This window comes from Sphingomonas hankookensis, assembly GCF_001619955.1.
Classification (GTDB): domain Bacteria; phylum Pseudomonadota; class Alphaproteobacteria; order Sphingomonadales; family Sphingomonadaceae; genus Sphingomonas; species Sphingomonas hankookensis_A.
Map to the genome: position 1 here is coordinate 51937 of NZ_LQQO01000012.1, position 16322 is coordinate 68258.

23 protein-coding genes and 1 tRNA gene are annotated in these 16322 nt (G+C 68.9%); 10 read left to right on the plus strand and 14 right to left on the minus strand.

Annotated elements, in window-relative coordinates; genetic code table 11:
- Positions 1-74: 74 nt before the first annotated feature.
- The 4 genes from moaC to AVT10_RS08175 are packed head-to-tail and all read right to left on the minus strand — an operon-like array spanning position 75 to position 2885.
- The gene (gene moaC, locus AVT10_RS08160) at positions 75-542 is read right to left on the minus strand and encodes a cyclic pyranopterin monophosphate synthase MoaC (protein ID WP_269746904.1); all 468 of its coding nucleotides are present in this window, start codon (positions 540-542) and stop codon (positions 75-77) included.
- Complete coding sequence (gene trpC / locus AVT10_RS08165) at positions 539-1315, minus strand: indole-3-glycerol phosphate synthase TrpC (protein WP_066689797.1); 777 nt, start codon at positions 1313-1315, stop codon at positions 539-541. The genes moaC and trpC overlap by 4 nt, the downstream gene beginning before the upstream one ends.
- Positions 1312-2304, minus strand: coding sequence for an anthranilate phosphoribosyltransferase (trpD, locus tag AVT10_RS08170; RefSeq protein ID WP_066689798.1), 993 nt, complete (start codon positions 2302-2304; stop codon positions 1312-1314). Before trpD ends, trpC begins: the two co-directional genes overlap by 4 nt.
- Complete coding sequence (locus AVT10_RS08175) at positions 2301-2885, minus strand: anthranilate synthase component II (RefSeq protein WP_066689799.1); 585 nt, start codon at positions 2883-2885, stop codon at positions 2301-2303. The genes trpD and AVT10_RS08175 overlap by 4 nt, the downstream gene beginning before the upstream one ends.
- A gap of 112 nt (positions 2886-2997) precedes the next feature.
- Between AVT10_RS08175 and AVT10_RS08180 the strand changes: the two genes are divergently transcribed.
- A complete protein-coding gene (locus AVT10_RS08180) occupies positions 2998-3402 on the plus strand; it encodes a hypothetical protein (RefSeq protein ID WP_066689800.1) in 405 nt (134 codons plus the stop codon).
- A 4-nt stretch (positions 3403-3406) separates the two neighbouring features.
- Here the strand turns inward: AVT10_RS08180 and AVT10_RS08185 are convergent, their stop codons facing one another.
- The 4 genes from AVT10_RS08185 to AVT10_RS08195 are packed head-to-tail and all read right to left on the minus strand — an operon-like array spanning position 3407 to position 6424.
- Positions 3407-4567: a GGDEF domain-containing protein gene (locus tag AVT10_RS08185; RefSeq protein WP_066689801.1), complete on the minus strand. Its 1161-nt coding sequence runs from the start codon at positions 4565-4567 to the stop codon at positions 3407-3409.
- A gap of 59 nt (positions 4568-4626) precedes the next feature.
- Entirely contained in the window at positions 4627-4776 is a 150-nt protein-coding gene (locus AVT10_RS17730) for a DUF2256 domain-containing protein (protein ID WP_084401491.1), read from the minus strand.
- Entirely contained in the window at positions 4776-5876 is a 1101-nt protein-coding gene (gene aroB / locus AVT10_RS08190; protein WP_066689802.1) for a 3-dehydroquinate synthase, read from the minus strand. The genes AVT10_RS17730 and aroB overlap by 1 nt, the downstream gene beginning before the upstream one ends.
- Entirely contained in the window at positions 5873-6424 is a 552-nt protein-coding gene (locus AVT10_RS08195; RefSeq protein ID WP_066689803.1) for a shikimate kinase, read from the minus strand. Before AVT10_RS08195 ends, aroB begins: the two co-directional genes overlap by 4 nt.
- Positions 6425-6515: 91 nt before the next feature.
- Between AVT10_RS08195 and AVT10_RS18520 the strand changes: the two genes are divergently transcribed.
- Genes AVT10_RS18520 through AVT10_RS08210 form a run of 4 tightly spaced genes read left to right on the plus strand, consistent with a single transcriptional unit; the run spans position 6516 to position 10312 of the window.
- Entirely contained in the window at positions 6516-6653 is a 138-nt protein-coding gene (locus AVT10_RS18520; RefSeq protein WP_164523848.1) for a hypothetical protein, read from the plus strand.
- On the plus strand, positions 6634-8448 hold the full coding sequence (locus tag AVT10_RS08200) for a hypothetical protein (RefSeq protein ID WP_066689804.1): 1815 nt from the start codon (positions 6634-6636) through the stop codon (positions 8446-8448). Before AVT10_RS18520 ends, AVT10_RS08200 begins: the two co-directional genes overlap by 20 nt.
- The gene (locus tag AVT10_RS08205; protein ID WP_066689805.1) at positions 8448-9353 is read left to right on the plus strand and encodes a tyrosine-type recombinase/integrase; all 906 of its coding nucleotides are present in this window, start codon (positions 8448-8450) and stop codon (positions 9351-9353) included. Before AVT10_RS08200 ends, AVT10_RS08205 begins: the two co-directional genes overlap by 1 nt.
- 11 nt (positions 9354-9364) lie before the next feature.
- Positions 9365-10312 (plus strand): acetyl-CoA carboxylase carboxyltransferase subunit alpha, encoded by a 948-nt coding sequence (locus AVT10_RS08210; protein WP_066689806.1) that lies wholly within the window; start codon positions 9365-9367, stop codon positions 10310-10312.
- Positions 10313-10396: 84 nt separating this feature from the next.
- On the opposite strand, the gene AVT10_RS08215 is transcribed toward AVT10_RS08210, so the two are convergent.
- Positions 10397-10564 (minus strand): Flp family type IVb pilin, encoded by a 168-nt coding sequence (locus AVT10_RS08215; protein ID WP_055793027.1) that lies wholly within the window; start codon positions 10562-10564, stop codon positions 10397-10399.
- Between the two features lie 129 nt (positions 10565-10693).
- Positions 10694-10885: a Flp family type IVb pilin gene (locus tag AVT10_RS08220; protein WP_066689807.1), complete on the minus strand. Its 192-nt coding sequence runs from the start codon at positions 10883-10885 to the stop codon at positions 10694-10696.
- Between the two features lie 102 nt (positions 10886-10987).
- On the opposite strand from AVT10_RS08220, the gene AVT10_RS08225 reads away from it, so the two are divergent.
- Complete coding sequence (locus tag AVT10_RS08225) at positions 10988-11356, plus strand: (deoxy)nucleoside triphosphate pyrophosphohydrolase (RefSeq protein WP_066689808.1); 369 nt, start codon at positions 10988-10990, stop codon at positions 11354-11356.
- On the opposite strand, the gene AVT10_RS08230 is transcribed toward AVT10_RS08225, so the two are convergent.
- On the minus strand, positions 11353-12192 hold the full coding sequence (locus tag AVT10_RS08230; RefSeq protein ID WP_232307935.1) for a class I SAM-dependent methyltransferase: 840 nt from the start codon (positions 12190-12192) through the stop codon (positions 11353-11355). The two genes, AVT10_RS08225 and AVT10_RS08230, sit on opposite strands and share 4 nt — an antisense overlap.
- A 45-nt stretch (positions 12193-12237) precedes the next feature.
- On the opposite strand from AVT10_RS08230, the gene AVT10_RS08235 reads away from it, so the two are divergent.
- From AVT10_RS08235 to AVT10_RS08250, 4 genes are read left to right on the plus strand one after another with little or no spacing between them, the layout of a single operon-like run.
- Positions 12238-12969, plus strand: a complete 732-nt coding sequence (locus AVT10_RS08235) for a ComF family protein (RefSeq protein ID WP_066689809.1) — start codon at positions 12238-12240, stop codon at positions 12967-12969.
- Positions 12970-13000: 31 nt separating this feature from the next.
- Positions 13001-13255, plus strand: a complete 255-nt coding sequence (grxC, locus tag AVT10_RS08240; protein ID WP_066689810.1) for a glutaredoxin 3 — start codon at positions 13001-13003, stop codon at positions 13253-13255.
- Complete coding sequence (locus AVT10_RS08245; RefSeq protein ID WP_084401495.1) at positions 13252-14079, plus strand: carbon-nitrogen hydrolase family protein; 828 nt, start codon at positions 13252-13254, stop codon at positions 14077-14079. The genes grxC and AVT10_RS08245 overlap by 4 nt, the downstream gene beginning before the upstream one ends.
- Positions 14076-14504: a DUF1178 family protein gene (locus AVT10_RS08250; protein ID WP_066689811.1), complete on the plus strand. Its 429-nt coding sequence runs from the start codon at positions 14076-14078 to the stop codon at positions 14502-14504. Before AVT10_RS08245 ends, AVT10_RS08250 begins: the two co-directional genes overlap by 4 nt.
- A gap of 289 nt (positions 14505-14793) precedes the next feature.
- On the opposite strand, the gene AVT10_RS08255 is transcribed toward AVT10_RS08250, so the two are convergent.
- The 3 genes from AVT10_RS08255 to folE form a co-directional block, all read right to left on the minus strand.
- Positions 14794-14870, minus strand: a tRNA-Arg gene (locus AVT10_RS08255).
- Positions 14871-14916: 46 nt separating this feature from the next.
- Complete coding sequence (locus tag AVT10_RS08260) at positions 14917-15477, minus strand: hypothetical protein (protein WP_066689812.1); 561 nt, start codon at positions 15475-15477, stop codon at positions 14917-14919.
- A gap of 35 nt (positions 15478-15512) precedes the next feature.
- Positions 15513-16136, minus strand: coding sequence for a GTP cyclohydrolase I FolE (folE, locus tag AVT10_RS08265; RefSeq protein ID WP_066689813.1), 624 nt, complete (start codon positions 16134-16136; stop codon positions 15513-15515).
- Positions 16137-16322: the final 186 nt, after the last annotated feature.

Genomic DNA, 16322 nt, shown 5'->3' on the forward strand with positions numbered 1-16322 from the left:
CTGGCAGTGAGGATTATCAGCGGCGTTGCGTCTATGGATCCCCGCCTTCGCGGGGATGACGATAATGGGGGTGCTCAGCCTCTTACCCAGTCTCCCGACTTGCCGCCCTGCTTTTCCAACAGGCACACGCCGTCGATCACCATCGCCTTGTCGATCGCCTTGGCCATGTCATAGATGGTGAGGAGTGCGGTAGAAGTAGCTGTCAATGCTTCCATTTCCACGCCGGTCTTGCCGTCGGTGGCGGCGGTGGCGGTGACGCGGATCGCGTCTTCCTCGAACGCGAAGTCGACCGAGGCCTTGGTCAGTGGCAGGGGGTGGCACAGCGGGATCAGGTCGCTGGTGCGCTTGGCGGCCATGATGCCGGCGACGCGGGCGACGGCGAGGACGTCGCCCTTCTTTACCAGCCCGTCGCGGATCGCGGAGAGGGCGTCCGGCGACATGGCAATGCGGCCGGTGGCGACGGCGACGCGGCGGGTCGGGGTCTTGTCACCGACATCGACCATGCGGGCGCTGCCATCGGCGTCGAGATGGGTGAGGCTCAAGCGATCATCGCCCGCGTCGCAGCCTCGACATCGGCGTGCCGCATCAGCGCCTCACCGATCAGGAAGCAGCGGACGCCGTGCTGCGCCATCGCGTCGAGATCGGCACGCGACGTGAGGCCGCTTTCGGCGACGAAGGTGCAGCCGGCGGGCGCGTGGCCGACCAGTTCATAGGTTCGCTCAAAACTGACCGTGAAGTCCTTCAGATTGCGGTTGTTTACGCCAATCAGTCGCGACTTCAGGTTCAGCGCGCGGTCGAGTTCGGCGCGGTCGTGGACCTCGACCAGCACGTCCATACCGCGTTCGATCGCTGCCGCCTCGATCTCCGCCATCTGGGCGTTGGAGAGCGCAGCGACGATGATCAGGATCGCGTCGGCACCCAGCGAACGGGCCTCGGCGACCTGCCAGGGGTCGACGTTGAAGTCCTTGCGCAGGACCGGCAGGTCGCATGCCTGCCGGGCGGCGACCAGATAGTCGTCGGCCCCCTGGAAATACTCGACATCGGTCAGGACGGAGAGGCAGGCGGCACCGCCGGCCTGATAGGCGCGGGCATGGGCCGGGGGATCGAAATCGGGGCGGATCAGGCCTTTGGACGGGCTGGCCTTCTTGATCTCGGCGATCAGCGCGTGGCCGGGCTTGGCGTCGAGGGCGGCGCGAAAGCCGCGTGGCGCCGTTTGCTCGGTCGCGCGGGCGTCGAGGGCGGCGATGCTGGCGCGGGCACTGCGGTCGGCGACCTCGGCGCGCTTGGTGGCGAGGATTGTGTCGAGCATCGTCATGCGTAGGCGATCCATTGGTCGAGCAGGCGGTCGGCCGCGCCCGAATCGATGACCTCGGCGGCGCGTTCGGCGCCGTCGCGCAGGTCGGTGGCGGTGTCGGCGATCAGCAGCGCGGCGGCCGCGTTGAGTAGGACGGCGTCGCGATACGGGCCTTTTTCACCGCGCAGCAGGGCGCGCAGGGCTGCGGCGTTATGGACCGCGTCGCCGCCGCGGATCGCGCTGATCGGATGGCGGGTGAGGCCGGCATCCTCGGGCACGATGCGGTCGGCCATGGCCATGCCGACCGGCACGACGATGGTCGGACCGGCGCCGGAGATTTCGTCCAAGCCCTCCTCGCCCGACACGATCAGCGCGGTTTCGGCGCCCAATAGCTCCATCGCCTCGGCATAGACGGTCGCGTAATCGGGGCGGGCGATGCCGATCAGCTGGCGGGTGGTGCGCGCCGGATTGGCGAGTGGGCCCATGAGGTTAAAGATGGTGCGCCGCCCGATCCGCTGGCGGATGGGGGTGATGCGCTTCATCGCCGGATGATGGTTGGCGGCGAAGAGGAAGGCGATGCCGATGTCGTTCAGCGTCGACTCCGCCAACGCACCCGCCGCCCCCATGTCGAGCCCGAGCGCTTCGAGGGTGTCGGCGGCACCGGCCTTGCTGGAGGCGGCGCGGTTGCCGTGCTTGGCGACCGGTACGCCGCTGGCTGCGACGACGAGGCTGACGGCGGTGGAGACGTTGAGGGTGTGGTGGCCGTCGCCGCCGGTGCCGCAGACGTCGATCGCACCCGCCGGGCCGTTTATCGGGATCATGCGGTGGCGCAGCGCGCGGGCGGCCTCGGCAATCTCGATGCTGGTTTCGCCGCGGATGGCGAGGTCGGTCAGGAAGGTGGCGATGGCGTCGTCGGATACCGTGCCGTCGAGGATCGCGGCGAAGGCTTCGGCCGCGCTCTCGTGGCTGAGCGGCGTCGAGGGGTCGGGGAGCAGCGTGGTGACGGTCATGCCGGCACCGTCGCGGCGATGCCGGCGTCGTTCAGGAAATTGGCGAGCATGGCGTGGCCATGTTCGGTGGCGATGCTTTCCGGGTGGAACTGCACGCCGTGGATCGGCAGGGCGCGGTGGCGGAAGCCCATGACGCTGCCGTCCGACGCGGTGGCGTTGACCGCCAGCGTATCGGGAATGTCGGTGACGATCAGCGAGTGATAGCGGGTCGCGGTGAAGGGCGTGGGCAGGCCGGCAAAGACTCCGGTGCCGTCATGGTCGATCGGCGAGGTCTTGCCGTGCATCAGCCCGCCGCGCACGACTTTCCCGCCGAAATGCTGGCCGATCGCCTGGTGGCCTAGGCACACGCCGAGCAGCGGGCGCTGCGCATCGGCACAGGCGGCGACGAGGTCGAGCGAAACCCCTGCTTCGGTCGGGGTGCAGGGGCCGGGCGAGATCAGGAAGCCCTGCGCGTTGCTGGCCAGCGCCTCCGCCGCGCTCAGGTTGTCGTTGCGTTCGACGCGGACCTCGACACCCAGTTCCATCAGGTAATGGACCAGGTTCCAGGTGAAGCTGTCGTAATTGTCGATGACGAGGATCATGGCACCGCCATAGCGTCCTGCGGGCGCGGTGCAACGGCCACAAAAGCTCATGCGTTCAGGTGCTGGTCATCGGGGCGGTCCGCTTAGTGGGTGGCTTGCAGGAGATACGGGTATGGCGCGTTGGGTTTTGGCGGGACTGGCATTGGCGTTCGCGGCGCCCGTGCTGGCGCAGGATGCCCCCGCCGACCCGCCGCAGCGCGTGCGCAATGCCACCGTCTATGGCGACGAAGCCTGTCCCAAGCCGAGCAGCGACGACGAGATCGTGGTGTGCGCGCGGCTGGGCGAGAATGAGCGCTATCGCATCCCCAAGCGGTTCCGGAACCCGCCGGACAAGTCGTCGGCGGGTGCCAGCTGGGCGATGCGGGCGGACAGCGCGATGGAGGAGGCGCGGATCGGGCGGCCGAACAGCTGTTCGGTGGTCGGGACCGGCGGGCAGACCGGCTGTACCCAGGCGATGCTGCGCCAATGGTTCGCGTGGCGCCGCGACCAGCAGGCGCAGGAACGCGCCATTCCGTAACGGATCAGGCCGCGTCGCTCACCCGGCCGACGTCGGGGCCGTAGCGCCGCAGCCGGCCCGAACGCTTCGCGGCGTAGAGCGCGGCATCGGCGCGCTGGCGCAACTGGTCGAGGGTGTCGGCGTCTTCGGGAAAGCAGGCATAGCCGAGGCTCGCCCCGACATTGGCGCGTGCGGTGTCGTCCATCGCATAGCTGCGCGCGGACAGGGCGTGGTGGAGCCGTTCGGCCAGTCGCCCGGCGTCGGCGACGGTCAGGCCGGTGACCGCGACCAGGAACTCGTCACCGCCCAGCCGTGCGATCAGCGCCTCGTCCGGAGCGGCCTGGCGCAGGCGTTCGGCGACCTCGACCAGAACGCGGTCGCCCGCGGCGTGGCCGTAGCGATCGTTGACCGGCTTGAACCGGTCGAGGTCGATACAGTGGAGCGCCAGCGAGCCCTGCGGCGCATTCATCATGCCGCGCAGGATATCGTCGAGGCGCTGGCGGTTGACGAGGCCGGTTAGCGGGTCGTGGCCGGCGAGGTGGCGATGCTGTTCCGCGACCTGCAGCGACAGCGAAAGCATCCGCCCGAAACTGCCCAGCAGCGCCCGCACGCCGATGAAGAACGGAATGGTCATCGGCAGCAGCAGCCACAGCAATGGATCGCCGGACATCGCGAGGCCGAGCTTGAACGGCAGATCGCACAGCATCACCATCAGGGTGGCGAGGCGCGGCATGGCATAGTTGCGCGCGCAGATCGGTGCGGTCAGGCCGAGGATGAAGGCCATGGTGACGATCAGCAACGGTTTGTCGTCGGTCAGGGCGATGGTGAACGCCATTACCCCCTGCAACGCCGCCCAGGCGATCGACCAGCGGATCGCCGGATCGATCGCAGGCACGTGTCCCGCGCTATCGGCGCGGCGGGCGCGAAAGATGGTGCGCAGCCGCACGCCGAGCACGACGATTTCGCACAGCACCAATATCCAGAAGATCGACTGCCCGGTGCGCAGTGCAGCAGTGACGCTGACCATCAGGCTGGCCAGCGCGGCCATGACGACGACCGACGGCGTGGCCAGCACGGCGGCATAGACGGAGGGCCGCGCCGCGTCGGGAACCGGCACGACGGGATCGCCAAGCCATGCGAGCGCCGGGTTACCGCCGGCGAGGCGCGCCTGTCGCTGATGGTTCATGCCGTTGATCCCGAACGCGGTCGATCAGACGGGATAGCCGGTAATTAACTGTAATTTCGTTAATTCGCCTTGCCCGTCCGGCGGCAGCGGTCGGAACAATAGACGACATTGTCCCAGTCGCGCGCCCATTTCTTGCGCCATGCGAACGGGCGTTCGCACACCGGACAGACTTTGGTGGGAAGGTCGCGCTTGGCGACACCCTGCGGCATCAGCGGGGGCAGCGGTCGAGGAAGGTGGCGACCTGTTGCAGGTCGACCGAGCGGTCGAGATAGGTCTGACCGATGCCGCGCGCGAGCAGGAACGGCAGCGTGCCGCCCTCCCGCTTCTTGTCGTGCAGCATGTGGCCGACCAGCGTTTCGCCAGAGGCAGTGATACCGGCGGCGGCAATCCCGTCGGGCAGGCCGGCGTCGCGCAGATGCCGCGCGACCCGATCCGCATCCTCGGCGCGGCACAGGCCCTGTTCGGCGGAGAAGGCGAAGGCGAGCGCCATGCCGGCGGCGACCCCCTCACCATGCAGCAGCGATCCGTCGAAGCCGGCTTCGGCCTCCAGCGCATGGCCGAAGGTGTGGCCGAGGTTGAGCAGCGCTCGGGTGCCGGTCGTCTCGCGCTCGTCGGCGCCGACGATCCTTGCCTTGGCCGACACGGAACGGGCGATGGCATGGGCGCGGGCCAGCGGATCGCCGAGCAGCAGCACGGTGCCGTTCGATTCGCACCACGCGAAGAAGTCGGGATCGTCGATCAGGCCGTATTTCACGACCTCGGCATAGCCGGCGCGGACTTCGCGGGGCGGCAGCGTGTCGAGCGTGGTCGGGTCGATCAGCACCAGTGCGGGCTGATGGAACGCGCCGACCAGGTTCTTTCCGGCGCGGGTGTTGATCCCGGTCTTGCCGCCGACCGACGAATCGACCTGTGCCAGCAGGGTCGTCGGCACCTGTACGAAGCCGCAGCCGCGTTTCAGGATCGATGCGGCGAACCCGACCAGATCACCGATCACGCCGCCGCCCAGCGCGACGATATGGTCGCCGCGCTCGACACCCAGCGCCAGCAGCGAATCGAGCAGCAGTTCCAAGGTCGCCCAGCTCTTCGAGCCTTCGCCCGCCGGAATCTCGATCGCTTCGCTGGCGATGCCGGAGGCTGTCAGCGACGTGCGCAGCGTGGCGAGGTGCATCGGCACCTGCGCATCGGCGACGATCACCATCCGCCTTCCGCGCGCGATCGGCCCCAGATAGTCCCCGGCCCGCGCCAGCACGCCGTCCTCGATCACGATGTCGTAGCTGCGGTCGCTCAAGGGAACGGTGATGACGGTCATTGGCCGATGGCTTTCAGGATGGCGGAGACGGTGGCGTCGTGCGGCGCGTGCTGGCTGACGATATGGATCGGCGCAAGGGCGTAGACGGGGTTCCGGACGCGGGCGAGTTCGGTCAGTACCTTTTGCGGGTCCTTGCCGCGCAGCAACGGGCGGGTGTCGCGGCGGCGGACCCGTTCGGCAAGCACGGCGGGCGAGGCGTCGAGCCAGATCGCCAGCGCCTGTCCCAGGATCAGTTCGCGGGTTTCGGGCTGCATGAACGCGCCGCCGCCGGTCGCGATCACCTTGGGCGAGCCATCGATCAGCCGGGCGATGACCCGCCGTTCGCCGTCGCGGAAATGATCCTCGCCGAAGCGTTCGAAGATTTCGGCGATGGTCATGCCGGCGGCATGTTCGATTTCGTTGTCGGCATCGACGAAATCGAGCTTCATCCGCTGCGCCAGGCGGCGGCCGACGGTGGATTTGCCCACGCCCATCAACCCGACCAGCACGATCGGGCGGCCGGTCCAGCGAGGGGCGGGGTGGGGCAGGGAGTCTTGAATTTGCAGCATTGCGGGAGGGGCTATACAGCCGCCCCGCCGATCGGGCAAAAGGCGCGTCGCCGTCTTTTTCCTGGCCAAAATATTCGGGACGATTTGATCCATGTCGCGTTCGCTTGTCATTCTTCTCGTCGTCCTCGTCGCGCTGGTCGCGGGCATGTTCGTTCTGGCGGGACGTTCGACCGAGCAGCAGCCGACCCAGATCGAAAAGGCGGTCTCGCTTGAAAACCTCGCCAACTGACCGGTTGCGCGTCGGGATCGCCGCTGCCGCGCTGATCGCGGTCGCGGTGCCGGCGATCGGACAGGACGTGCCCGAATCGCTGTTGCCGCCCGGCTTCGGCGATGCGCCGGCCCCTGCACCCACGCCGACCCCGCGCGCCAGCCCGCGCCCGACCGCGCCCGGCGCGCCGAACTTCGCGCCGGCCGCGCCGATCGTGCAGCCCTTGCCGGGCGTGCCCGGCGTCCCGGGGGGGACCCCGACGCCGCAGCCCAGCGCGTCCGCGACGCCGAGCCCGATCAGCCCAGAGGCGCTTCGGCAATATGAACTGCCGGATTATGCGCGCCGTTCGACCGCCAGCATCGGCATCGCCGGACGGGGCGGGGCGTTCGACGGCAAGGCCTTCGGCACCGGCGACGGGCCGTGGCTGCAACGGATCATGCGCTCGCTCGATGCGCCGGTCGTCTCGCGCTGGGTCTCGATCGGGCTGCGTCGCGCGCTGGTGTCCGACACCGCCACCCCGGCGGGCGTCGATGGCGCGGACTTCGCCGCCGAGCGGGCATGGCTGCTGGTGCGGATGGGCGAGGCGGCACCGGCCCGCGCGCTGGTGCAGTCGGTCGATATCGACAACTATACCCCCAAGCTGTTCCAGATCGCGATGCAGGCGATGCTGGCGACCGGCGATCCGGGCGGGCTGTGTCCGCTCACCGCACCGGCGATGCAGGTGTCGAACGAACGCGGCTGGCGACTGGCCAATGCCATCTGCCTCGGCCTGAAGGGCGAAGCGCGCGAGGCCGGGCGGATCGTCGATCAGGCAAGGCGGCAGGCGCCCGGTGGCGGCGCGATCGACGTGGCGCTGGCGGAAAAGCTGGTCGGCAAGGGCGCGCAGGGCCGCCGCGCCGCGACGATCGAATGGGATGGCATCGACCGTCTGACCGCATGGCGATACGGCATGGCCGCCGCCAGCGCGACGCCGGTGCCCGCCGGGCTGTTCGGCGGGGTCGGGCCGCAGGTCCGCTACTGGCATGCCACCGCGCCGCAATTCGCGCCGAACGTCCGGCTGGCGGATGCCGATCTGGCCGCTGCGCAGGGCGTGTTGTCCAGCGAGGCGCTGGTCGACCTCTATGCCCAGCTGTCGAGCGACGAGGATGCGACGAGCACGCAGACCGCGCTCGCCACCGACCTTCGCACCGCCTTTACCGGGAACGATGCGGGGCGGCTGGCGATGCTGCGGCAGTTCTGGGAACCGGCAATCACCACCGAGCTGGGCTATGCGCGCCGGGTGCTGACCGCGCGGGCGGCGGCCATGATCGCGCCGGTCGCGGATCATGCGGGCGATGCCGATCAGCTGATTGCGTCGATGCTGACCGCCGGACTGGATCTGCCAGCGCTGCGGTGGCGCGGGATCGTTCCCGTCGGCAGCGACGGCTGGGCGATGCTGACGGTCGCCGATCCGATGGGCCGGTCGGTCGCGCCGGGTACGGTGTCGGACTATGCGGGGCAAAATGCCCGCAAGGGGCAGTTGCTGTTCGCGGCGCTGGCCGGGCTGGGGCGCCTGCCGCGCGACCAGGTGGCGGCGATGGCGCGCGACCTGAACGTCGCGGTCGGGGCGCGCAACGCGTGGACCGATGCGATCGACCGGGCGGGCGTGAATGGCGAGGGCGGCACGGTGCTGCTCCTCGCCGCGACCGGCATGCAGACCCGCGACTGGCGCGGGGTGCCGGCCGAGGCGCTGTTCCATATCGTCGCGGCACTGCGTGCGGCGGGGCGCGAGGGCGAGGCGCGGATGATCGCGGCGGAAGCGATCGCGCGGTCGTGATGGCGCCCGGCAGCGACCGGGTGCTGATCGACCGCTTTCTGGAGATGATGGCGGCGGAGGCGGGAGCGGCGCGCAACACGCTGTCCGCCTATCGCACCGACCTGTCGCTGGCGTCCGAGGTGTTGGGCGGGCGGCTGTCGGGGGCGGATACGCAAGCGATCGGGCGGCTGGCCGATGGCTGGGCGAGCCTTGCCAAGGCGACGGTCGCGCGGAAATCGGCGGCGCTCCGGCGGTTCTTCGCGTTTCTGGCGGAGGAGGGGCTGCGGGCGGACGATCCGGGGGCGGCCTTGCCCCGGCCGGGCACGTCGCGCGGATTGCCCAAGACGCTGTCGAGCCGCGACATCGATGCGATGTTCGCCGCGATCGACGCGCGGATCGCGCGGGTGCCGCCCGACCGTAACGACCTGCGCCTCTCGGCCCTGTTCGAGCTGCTCTATGGATCGGGCTTGCGCGCGACCGAGCTGGTGTCCCTGCCGCGCGGGATCATTGCGCCCGACCGGCCGTACATGATCCTGAAGGGCAAGGGCGGGCGCGAGCGGATGGTGCCGCTGTCGGACCGGGCGCGTGCCGCCGTGGCGCGGTGGCGGGCGCATGTCCCGGCGGACAGCCCGTGGCTGTTCCCGTCGGGCAAGGGGCATCTGTCGCGGATGCGGCTCTACCAGATCGTCCGCGCGCTGGCCGGGGAGGCAGGGATCGCCCCCGACCGGATCAGCCCCCACGTGCTGCGCCATGCCTTTGCCACCCATTTGCTGGAGGGCGGGGCGGACCTGCGCGCGCTACAGGCGATGCTGGGCCATGCCGATATTGCCACGACCGAAATCTACACCCATGTCGATGCTTCGCGGCTGGTGCAGCTGGTCGGCGAACTCCACCCGCTGATTGACGCCGGGCGGACACGGCCATAGGGCGCGGAACCATGGCTACCTTCCTTGATTTCGAAAAACCCATCGCCGAGCTGCAGGCGCGCATCGACGAACTGCGCGATACCGCCGCCGATGGCGAGCTGGACATCGCGACCGAGATCGGGCGGTTGCAGACCAAGTCCGACCGGCTGCTGCGCGAAACCTATGCGAAGCTGACCCCGTGGCAGAAGACGCAGGTCGCGCGGCATCCCGAACGCCCGCATTTCAAGCATTATGTGGCGGCGCTGGTCGAGGATTTCATGCCGCTGGGCGGCGACCGCGCCTTTGCCGACGATCAGGCGATCCTGGGCGGGATCGGCCGGTTTCGGGGCCGTAAGGTGATGGTGATCGGCCATGAAAAGGGCGACGACACCGCGACCCGGCTGCGCCACAATTTCGGCATGGGCAAGCCCGAGGGCTATCGCAAGGCGATCCGCCTGATGCAGCTGGCCGACCGGTTCGGTCTGCCGGTCGTCACGCTGGTCGATACGTCGGGCGCGTTTCCCGGCATCCAGGCCGAGGAGCGCGGGCAGGCCGAAGCGATCGCGCGCTCGACCGAAGCGGCGCTGAACCTGGGCGTACCGATGGTATCGGCGATTTTGGGCGAGGGTGGATCGGGCGGCGCGATCGCGCTGGCGGCGGGCAATCGCGTGCTGATGATGGAGCACGCGGTCTATTCGGTGATTTCGCCCGAAGGCTGTGCGTCGATCCTGTGGCGCACTGCCGACAAGGCACCTGAAGCGGCCGAGGCGATGCGGGTGACGGCGCAGGACTTGAAGACGCTGGGCGTGATCGACCGGATCGTGGCCGAACCGCTAGGTGCGGCGCATCGCGATCCTGCCGCAGCGATCGCGGCGCTGGGCGATGCGATCGATGGCGAGCTGAGCGAACTGGCCGCGCAGCCGGCGGTCGCGCTCAGGCAGTCGCGGCGGCAGAAGTTCCTGGCGATGGGGCGGCTGTAACGGCGTTTGTCGCCAGTTACGCGGGCAAACAAAAAGGGCGGCGGGACCCCCGTCCCGCCGCCCTCTTCGCGATTGTGAAGTGTCTTACGACGCCTTCATGTTCGACGTGACGTTGCCGAAGGTCAGCTTCAGCTGGTTGCCGAGGCCCTGCATCGCGGCGATGGCGGCGACGGCGATCAGCGCTGCGATCAGGCCGTATTCGATGGCGGTCGCGCCCTTGCTGTTCTTCAGGAAGGTACGGATCTTCTGCATAATCTGCTCCATGGTTCTGCGTGCTTCAATTCCCGGTCGTTCGAAACCAGGTTCCGTTCGACAGGAGCAGAGTAACGGGAGCGCGGTTGACAAAAGTTTAAAGGAATCCTTGCGGAATCACTATGATGGTTAACCGCGCGGTCCGGTTTCGGTAACGTTGTGTGCCACGCCGTTCCACATGGCGCTGGTCGTCTTTCCCAATTGGGCGACGACGGCGATAAGGCCGATTACGATCAGCGCGAGGATCATGCCATATTCCACGGCGGTCGCACCGCGCCGGTCCCGCCACAGGCTGCGCAACGAGCGCAGAGTTGAACGCATGACGGATGACTCCTGTTGAACGTCGCCCCCATCCCTAAGCCCGACGAGGTTAAGAAAGTGTCGTCCAACCCGGCCCCGATATTACTGGTAACCGCCGCCGCGATGATCGACGCCGACGGGCGCGTGCTGGTGCAGCAGCGTCCGCCGGGCACGGCGATGGCGGGGCTGTGGGAATTTCCCGGCGGCAAGGTCGAACCGGGCGAGACGCCGGAGGCGGCACTGGTCCGCGAACTGGACGAGGAACTGGGGATCGTCGTCGATCACCAGTGCCTCGCCCCCGCCGCCTTTGCCAGCGAAGCGCTGGGCGAGCGGCATTTGTTGCTGCTGCTCTATGCGCTGCGCAAATGGAACGGCAGGCCGGTCGCGCGCCATGCGACCGCGCTGCAATGGCTGCGCCCGGTGCAGCTGCACGCGCTGCCGATGCCGCCGGCCGACCGTCCGCTGATCGGCCTGCTGGAGGCGTTGGTCTAGCGCGGTTCCGGCGGGCGGAGCGTGTCGGCGAGCGAGGCAGTGGCGCTGCCGCGACGGGCGGGTTGCGGCTGGCTGGGGGCGGGTGCCCAACCGGTCAGGTAGATGACCTCGAATTGTTCCGCCGTACGGCCATCGGCATCGGCACGCTCGGCAAAGGCGGATGCGGCGCCCATGAGGCCCGCCCGGCCGAGCGGGGCCGGCTCCAGCAGCCCGGTCGCCCCCATGCCGCGCAGGTCGTCGACCAGCTTGCCCAGTCCCGAATAGCGTACGGTCAGCGTCTCCGAATCGGCGACCGGCAGCGCGAAGCCGGCGCGGACCAGCAGGTCGCCGGCCGATCGCAGGTCGATTTGCGGATGGACCCGGGCCGCCGGGCGATCCGCCTCTGCGGCCAGCAGTGACTGGCGCAGGGTGGCGAGGCTGTGGCCCCCGGTAAAGGCGGCGAGGAACAGGCCGTCGGGGCGCAGGCTGCGGCGGATCAGCGTCAGCGCGCCGGGCAGGTCGTTGACGCTGTCGAGCACGCCGACCGAGACCACGAGGTCGAACGCGCCATCGGCGAAGGGCAGGCGATCCTCATCACCCTGCACGCCGCCCGCCGCACGGGCGAAGGCGAAACCGGGATCGAACCGCACCACGCGCGCGCCGGGCGGCGGGGTGAAGGCGGCGTCGGCGCATCCCAGGTCGAGCACGTCCGAAAAGCTGCGCGTCACCGCCTGCAACCGGTCCTCGACCCCCTCCAGCATATAGCGGTGGAGGAAGTCGGCGCGGGCGAAACCGGGCTGGGCGCGGTCGCGGTGGAGGCGGCGGCGCGGGCGGGCGAAAAGATCGGGGGCACTCACGCGGCGCCTTGTGCCGGGCGGCGGGCGCGGCGACAAGGGCAAGCGATGCGCCTTGCCACCATACCCGTCGCTGCGATCGCGCAACTGGTCGCCCTGGCACTGCCGCCGCGTTGTCCGGGGTGCGGGGTGGTGGTGGAGGCGGACCATCGTTTCTGTGCAGGCTGCTGGTCGGGGCTGCGGTTCCTGGGCGATCCGGCGTGCGCGGCTTGCGGGACGCCGCTGCCGATCGACCAGGGGCCGGGAATGCGCTGTGCGCCATGCCTGAGCCAACCGCCGGTGCATGACGGAGTGCGGGCGGCGGTCGCCTATGGCCCGGTGGCGCGCGACGTTGCGCTGAAGCTGAAATATGGCGGGCGGCTGGCATTGGCGACGACGATGGCGCGGCTGATGTGCCGGCACCTGCCCGACGATGCCGATTGCCTGATCCCGGTGCCGCTGCACCGGCGGCGGCTGTGGACGCGCGGCTATAACCAGTCGGTGCTGATCGCGACCGCGCTGGCGGGGATGCGCGGCGTACCAGTACTGCGCGATACGCTGCGGCGGACCCGCGCCACGCCGCCGCTGCGGGGCATGAACGGGCGGGCGCGGGCGAAAATGGTGCGCGGTGCCTTCGTCGTGGCCGATCCGGCGGTCGTGGCGGGAAAGCGAATCGTGCTGATCGACGATGTCCATACCAGCGGAGCGACGATCGATGCCTGTGCGCTGGCGCTGCGGCGGGCCGGCGCGGCGCGCGTCACGGCGCTGTGCTGGGCACGGGTCGTCGGAGCGGATGATTGACAAGGCGGCGGTGCGACCACAACTGGGACGCATGGCAAGCATCATCATCTATACCAAGGCGTTCTGCCCCTATTGCACGCGCGCCAAGCGGCTGCTCGATGAGAAGGGCGCCGCCTATGACGAGATCGATATTACCATGGGCGGGGCCAAGCGGCAGGAAATGCTGGCAAAGTCGAACGGCCGGACGACCGTGCCGCAGATCTTCATCGGCGACACCCATGTCGGCGGATCGGACGACCTTGCCGCGCTGGAGCGGGAAGGCAAGCTGGACGCGCTGCTGGCGTGACGAAGCTCGCCCTGCTGCAGATGACCGCCGGCATCGATCCCGATGCCAATGCGGCGGTGCTGGTCGATGCGATCGAACAGGCGGCGGGCGAGGGGGCGGTGATGCTGTTCACGCCCGAAATGTCCGGGCTGATCGACCGCGACCGCGAACGGGCAGCGGGGTCGATCGCCACCGAAGGTGAGGACCGGGTGTTGCACGCGGTCTGCGATGCGGCGGCGCGGACCGGCCTATGGGTGCATCTGGGGTCGCTCGCGATCCGGCGCGAGGATGGTCGGCTGGCCAATCGCGCCTATGTGATCGACGGCAGCGGCGCGATACGCGCGACCTATGACAAGCTGCATCTGTTCGACGTGACGTTGCCCAGCGGCGAAAGCTGGCGCGAGTCGGCGAGTTATGCGCCGGGCGAGCGCGCCTGTGTGGTCGCGACGCCGGCAGGGGCGATGGGACTGTCGATCTGCTACGACATGCGCTTTCCCGACCTGTTCCGGGCGATGAGCGATGTCGGGGCGACGATCCTGTCGGTGCCCGCCGCGTTCACCGTACCGACCGGACAGGCGCATTGGCATGTGCTGCTGCGTGCGCGAGCGATCGAGGCGGGGGCGTTCGTGGTCGCCGCGGCGCAGACCGGCCTCCATCAGGACGGCCGCGCGACCTATGGCCATTCGCTGGTCATCGACCCGTGGGGCAAGGTGCTGCTCGACATGGGCCAGGCGGCCGGGATCGGTTATGTCGACGTCGATCCGGAGCAGGTGACAGCGGTGCGGGCGCGGGTGCCGGTGCTCGACCATCGCCGGGCGATCCCGCCGGTCGAGATCGCCAAGTGATCGTTTTCGACCTGCGGTGCGGCAACGCGCATGTGTTCGAGGCGTGGTTCGCGTCGAGCGACGCCTATGCCGGGCAGCGCGAACGCGGGCTGATCCATTGCCCGATGTGCGACGACGCCCGAATCGAGAAAGCGGTGATGGCGCCGAACATCGCGCCCAAGGGCGACCGGCCGGCGGGGCCGCCGCCCGAAGCGATGAAAGCCGCGCTGGCGGCACTGGCGAAGGCGCAGCGCGAGGTTCTGGCGGGAAGCGAATGGGTCGGCACCGCCTTTGCCGACCGGGCGCGGGCGATGCATGTCGGCGACGCCGATCCGGCACCGATCCATGGCCAGGCGACGCGGGAAGAGGCGAAGGCGCTGGCGGAGGAAGGCGTGCCGATCGCGCCGCTGCCGCTGCCGGTGGTGCCGCCCGAGCGGGCAAATTAGGCCATTTTCCGCCAAACCGTCGCCCCGAAAGTCCATCCGTTTGCTTCGAGCGAAGGTTCGAGCCTGTCGAGAACCGTAGTCGAGAAGGGGGTGCCCCAGACATGAAGTTCTCGACGGACGCTTCTCGACAAGCTCGAAGCTGCTCGAACCGAACGGACTTATTGGCGGGCGGATCACGTCGTTGGCGCGGGCGGTTTAGCTTGTATCCGCCCGCCACGCGTTTGCTTCGACAGGCTCGAAGCTGCTCGAACGGAACGGATTCCCCGAGGGACGGTGGCAACGGTAAATCTGGTGGCCTCGGAGGGACTCGAACCCCCGACGCCCGCTTTAGGAAAGCGGCGCTCTGTCCAGCTGAGCTACGAGGCCAGGCGGTCGCTGTAGAATGCCCTTGGCCGCGACGCAATCGGGTCGATCAGCTGCCGCATTCCCAGCGCCCGCCGCGATAGACGCGTTCGCCGCCATCGGCGGTCCGCATGGTCAGCGTCGCGGGCCATTGCCGGGTCGAATCCGCCGCCGGATCAGCCCGGTCGGCGGGGCGTTCGACCGTGAACGACACTTGGTCGCCGGCAAGGATGCCGCCGTCCTCGACCGCCTCGCGGCCCGGCGTTGCGGCGGTGATCCGACGCAGGCGTTTGTCGAACCTGACCAGTCCGTCGCCCTGGTCGCGGACGAACAGCAGGACCGGGCCGCGCGGCACGGTGCGGAACGAACAGCCAGAGCCGAGCAACTCCTTTTCGGCGAAGTCGGCATAGACCATCGGCTGCAATTCCGGTGCTGCGTGGGGCGCCGGCGTATCGGGCAGCCCCCGTGCCGGAGGCGGCGCCGCCGCGAACTGGGCGTTCGTCGCCGGATCGACGCCTCCTACCGATCCGACCGGAAGCACGCCATCGGCCGCATTGGCAGCGGCGGGCGGGTCGGCCGAGCAGGCGGCAAGCGACGCTAGGCCAAGCAGGAAGGCGAGGGGGCGGATCATCGCGTTGCAACGTCCCGCGCGGCGCGGGCGTTCCGTCAGCCGCGCCCGATCAGCGCCAGCACTTCCTTGCGGCTGCGTTCGTCGTCGCGGAACACGCCCATCATCCGGCTGGTCGTCATGGTGACACCCGGCGTGCGCACCCCGCGCGAGGTCATGCAGCCATGCGTCGCCTCGATCACCACCGCGACACCGCGCGGGCGCAGGCCGTTCCAGATGCAGTCGGCGACTTCCGCCGTCAGCCGTTCCTGCACCTGCAACCGCCGGGCATAGCCGTGGAGTACGCGGGCAAGCTTCGAAATGCCGACGACATGGTCCTTGGGCAGATAGGCGATGTGCGCCTTGCCGACGATCGGCGCCATATGATGTTCGCAGTGCGACTGGAACGGAATGTCGCGCAGCAGCACGATCTCGTCATAGCCGCCCACTTCCTCGAACACGCGTTCGAGATGGTGTGCGGGGTCCTCCGCATAGCCCTGCGTATATTCCTTCCACGCGCGCGCGACGCGCAGCGGCGTGTCGAGCAATCCTTCGCGATCGGGATCGTCGCCGGTCCAGCGGATCAGGGTGCGGATCGCGTCAGCGACATGATCGGGAACGGGAATTTTGGGCGCGGGGCCGACCAGTTCGCCGCCATCGGCATCGTCGTTCGCGTCACACATGGTTCTGTTCCATTCCCGATCTTCGACTTTTTGCAGCCGACCGGGGCGATCCCCTGCGGCGCCGTACTGTGGCTTCCATACCCGTTCGCCGATGAAAGCGTAGGTCGGATGCAGGTTGCCCGTTGACGCGGCTTAGATGCTTCGTCACCAAATGCAACATGCATAGCCGGACGATATCGGCAGCTG